This window comes from Pseudomonas sp. AU11447, from assembly GCF_001672555.2.
Taxonomy (GTDB): Bacteria; Pseudomonadota; Gammaproteobacteria; order Pseudomonadales; family Pseudomonadaceae; genus Pseudomonas; species Pseudomonas nitroreducens.
Genome location: NZ_LZDG02000037.1, coordinates 1 through 3,165, shown reverse-complemented (window position 1 = coordinate 3,165; position 3,165 = coordinate 1). Strand labels below are relative to the sequence as shown.

Here is a 3,165-nt window from a genome sequence, read left to right as displayed (position 1 = left end):
GCATCGCCGATGGTAGTGTGGAGTTTCTCCATGTGAGAGTAGGTCATCGTCAAGCTCCTATCCCAAGACCCCTGGTCAGCTTCGCTGGCCGGGGGTTTTGCTTTTGCGCGCGGGAAAGTCGGGCCATTGCTGCGTAGGCAATTCAGGCATGCCTCTATATGATGCGTGCCTGACTGTTGCGGGGGTGATATGCAGACCTTGCTGAAATTGCTGAGCGATGGCCGCTTTCATTCCGGAGAAGAGCTGGGTGCTCTCCTCGGAGTAAGTCGCAGCGCCGTCTGGAAGCGCCTTGAAGGCTTTGAGCGTGACTACGGTATGGTCGTGCAGCGAGTGCGCGGCCGTGGTTATCGCCTGGAAGAGCCGCTGAGCATTATCTCGCCCAGGGCCAACTTCGGTCCGTGGCCTCTCGATGTCCTTTTTTCGATCGATTCCACTAATGCCGAAGTACTGCGGCGCCTTTCTGCCGGCGCTGCGGCACCGTTTGCCATCCTGGGTGAGCGGCAGACCGCTGGGCGCGGCAGGCGAGGGCGGCAGTGGGAGAGTCCCTTCGGCGCCAACCTTTATTACACCCTGGGTATCACTGTACGTGGCGGTGCGCAGGAGTTGGAGGGGTTGAGTCTGGTGGTCGGCCTTGCGGTGGCAAGAGCGATCCAGTCTCTGGGCGTGAAAGATGTAGGCCTCAAGTGGCCCAATGACGTTCTGGTGGATGGCAAGAAGATTGCCGGCATCCTGCTTGAGCTCACGGGAGATCCTGCTGACATCTGTAGTGTTGCGATCGGCGTCGGCATCAATGTGAACATGCGCAAGGCAGAGGCGATCGATCAGCCCTGGACTTCGGTGCGCGAGGCGCTGGGTAGGCTGGTTGACCGTAACGAGTTGCTGCAGGCGCTGGAGTCTCAGCTTGCGGATGTTCTATCCCGTCATCGTGAGTGTGGCTTCGCTGCCAGTCGCGAAGAGTGGGAGTCCCTTCATCTATGGCAGGGGCGGCAGGTCACGCTGTCCACTGCTGCCAATAATATCGTTGGGCGCGCGCTTGGCATCGATGAGCGGGGCGCGCTTCGCCTTCTGGTCGATGGCAAAGAGCACAGCTACAGCGGAGGCGAGTTGAGTCTGAGGTTGTCGGATGATTCTTGAGTTGGATTGTGGAAATAGCCTGATCAAGTGGCGAGTGGTCAGAAAGCATGACCTGGTGACTGTCGCCGGTGGCGTGGCAGGCTCGGATCAAGCCTTGCTCGCGCAGCTGCAGGGCAGTGAGGCGGTCGATATCCGCTATTGCCGCATGGTCAGTGTTCGCAGTGAGCAGGAAACCGACGCGCTTCGTGTGAGTCTCGAGAGTACTTTCCCCATTGCGGTGCAGATTGCTGCTCCGGCAACTGAGCTCAGCGGTGTGCTCAACGGCTACCGGGAGTATCAGCGTCTGGGAATGGATCGCTGGCTGGCCCTGGTGGCTGGTCACTGTCTGGCGGGGCGCGGATGCCTGGTCCTCGACCTTGGAACTGCTGTGACCTCGGATCTGGTCGATGCCGCGGGCAAGCATCTGGGAGGCTATATCGCACCCGGCATGCCGCTGATGCGAAGCCAGTTGCGTACTCACACTCGGCGGATTCGTTATGACGACGAAGCAGCCCATGAGGCACTACAGAATCTACTGCCGGGGCAGGAAACTTCCGAGGCGGTGGAGCGTGGTTGCGTGCTGATGCTGCGCGGGTTCGTGCGGGAGCAGATCGAGTTGGCCAACAAGCTGCTGGGTGATGACTGCGCTGTTTACCTGACCGGCGGAGATGCTGAGCTCGTCAAGGATGAATCTGCTCGCGCGGTTGTGCTTCCGGACCTGGTATTTCTCGGGCTGGCACTTGCCTGTCCGATCGAGTGAGTCTGATCGATGCGCTGGTTCTTTCTTTTCCTGCTTGCCCTCAACGTCTTCTACTACGTCTGGCATCAACAGCAGGCGCCTCTCCGCCCCAAGGAGATTGCCCCGCTCAGCCTGTTTCACAGTGAGCAGAAGAATATTCGGCTGCTCAGCGAGTCTGCGGAGACGCCTCAGCGTCGCCAGGCTGAAGAAAAGGTGGCGACCGCTCCCGCATCTGCTTGCGTCTACCTGGGCAGCTTCCCGGTCGAGGATCGCGCCCGGCAATTGGTGCAGCGTCTGTTGAGTCTGGATGTGCAGGCTTCCGTGCAAACAGTGGATGCTGCTGCTGGTGTCGACTTCTGGGTTTATCTGCCACCGTTGGCGTCGCGCCAGGCATCACTCTGGCAACTGCGGGAGTTGCAGGCTCGAAAGATTGACAGCTACATCATTACGGAAGGGGATCTGACTGACGGGATCTCCCTTGGCATCTTTCAGCGCAAGGACTCCGCCGACAGCGTGGTGGAGCGGCTGAAGACCGCTGGCTACGACGCTTTGGTGCGTGAGCTGGCTCGTTCGCAGCATGATTACTGGGCGCAGATCACACCGGAAAGCGGGCGCCTGGTGGACGACTCCCTGGTGCGCCAATTGGCCCCGGATTTCCCCGAATTGCAGAAACAAACAATGCCGTGCAAAAACGTTGCAAGCGCTCAATAGTTTGAATAGAATGGCGCCCGCTTCACAGGGGTGACCTGAAAAGGTTGAACACTGGAAGCCGTTGTCGAAGAGCTAAGCTCAAGTTTTTTAAAGAAAAACAGTTGACAACGCGGTGGCAGGCTGTAGAATGCCGCCTCACTCGGAGGGGTTCCCGAGCGGCCAAAGGGATCAGACTGTAAATCTGACGTCTCAGACTTCGAAGGTTCGAATCCTTCCCCCTCCACCAGTTTCAAGCGTGAGCTGCAAGCTCCGCGGGTATAGTTCAGTGGTAGAACCTCAGCCTTCCAAGCTGATGATGCGGGTTCGATTCCCGCTACCCGCTCCAAGTTTGTTGCTGATGTCTTGCTCATGTAGCTCAGCTGGTAGAGCACACCCTTGGTAAGGGTGAGGTCAGCGGTTCAAATCCGCTCATGAGCTCCATCTCGCAAAGGCAGATATGAAAATATCTGCCTTTGTTTTAATGGTGACGTGACTTTCTCAATTCCTTACGGGAGGCGGTCAAGATGGCTAAAGAAAAGTTTGAGCGTAACAAGCCGCACGTAAACGTCGGCACCATCGGTCACGTTGACCACGGCAAAACCACTCTGACCGCTGCTCTGACC

At 58.2% G+C, this 3,165-nt stretch carries 4 protein-coding genes and 3 tRNA genes; all 7 read left to right on the top strand.

The window, feature by feature from the left end; all coding sequences use genetic code 11:
• The first annotated feature begins 189 nt into the window (after positions 1–189).
• Positions 190–1,134 (top strand): bifunctional biotin--[acetyl-CoA-carboxylase] ligase/biotin operon repressor BirA, encoded by a 945-nt coding sequence (birA, locus tag A6723_RS11295; protein WP_054910993.1) that lies wholly within the window; start codon positions 190–192, stop codon positions 1,132–1,134.
• The gene (locus A6723_RS11290) at positions 1,124–1,873 is read left to right on the top strand and encodes a pantothenate kinase (RefSeq protein ID WP_054910992.1); all 750 of its coding nucleotides are present in this window, start codon (positions 1,124–1,126) and stop codon (positions 1,871–1,873) included. Before birA ends, A6723_RS11290 begins: the two co-directional genes overlap by 11 nt.
• Positions 1,874–1,882: 9 nt before the next feature.
• Positions 1,883–2,563, top strand: a complete 681-nt coding sequence (locus tag A6723_RS11285) for an SPOR domain-containing protein (RefSeq protein WP_024767490.1) — start codon at positions 1,883–1,885, stop codon at positions 2,561–2,563.
• Between the two features lie 141 nt (positions 2,564–2,704).
• Positions 2,705–2,789 (top strand) — tRNA-Tyr (locus A6723_RS11280).
• Positions 2,790–2,814: 25 nt separating this feature from the next.
• Positions 2,815–2,888: transfer RNA gene (locus A6723_RS11275), tRNA-Gly, on the top strand.
• A gap of 19 nt (positions 2,889–2,907) precedes the next feature.
• A tRNA-Thr gene (locus A6723_RS11270) sits at positions 2,908–2,983 on the top strand.
• A gap of 83 nt (positions 2,984–3,066) precedes the next feature.
• The coding region (locus A6723_RS31210; protein WP_029771246.1) for a GTP-binding protein at positions 3,067–3,165 on the top strand (99 nt) is incomplete at its 3' end.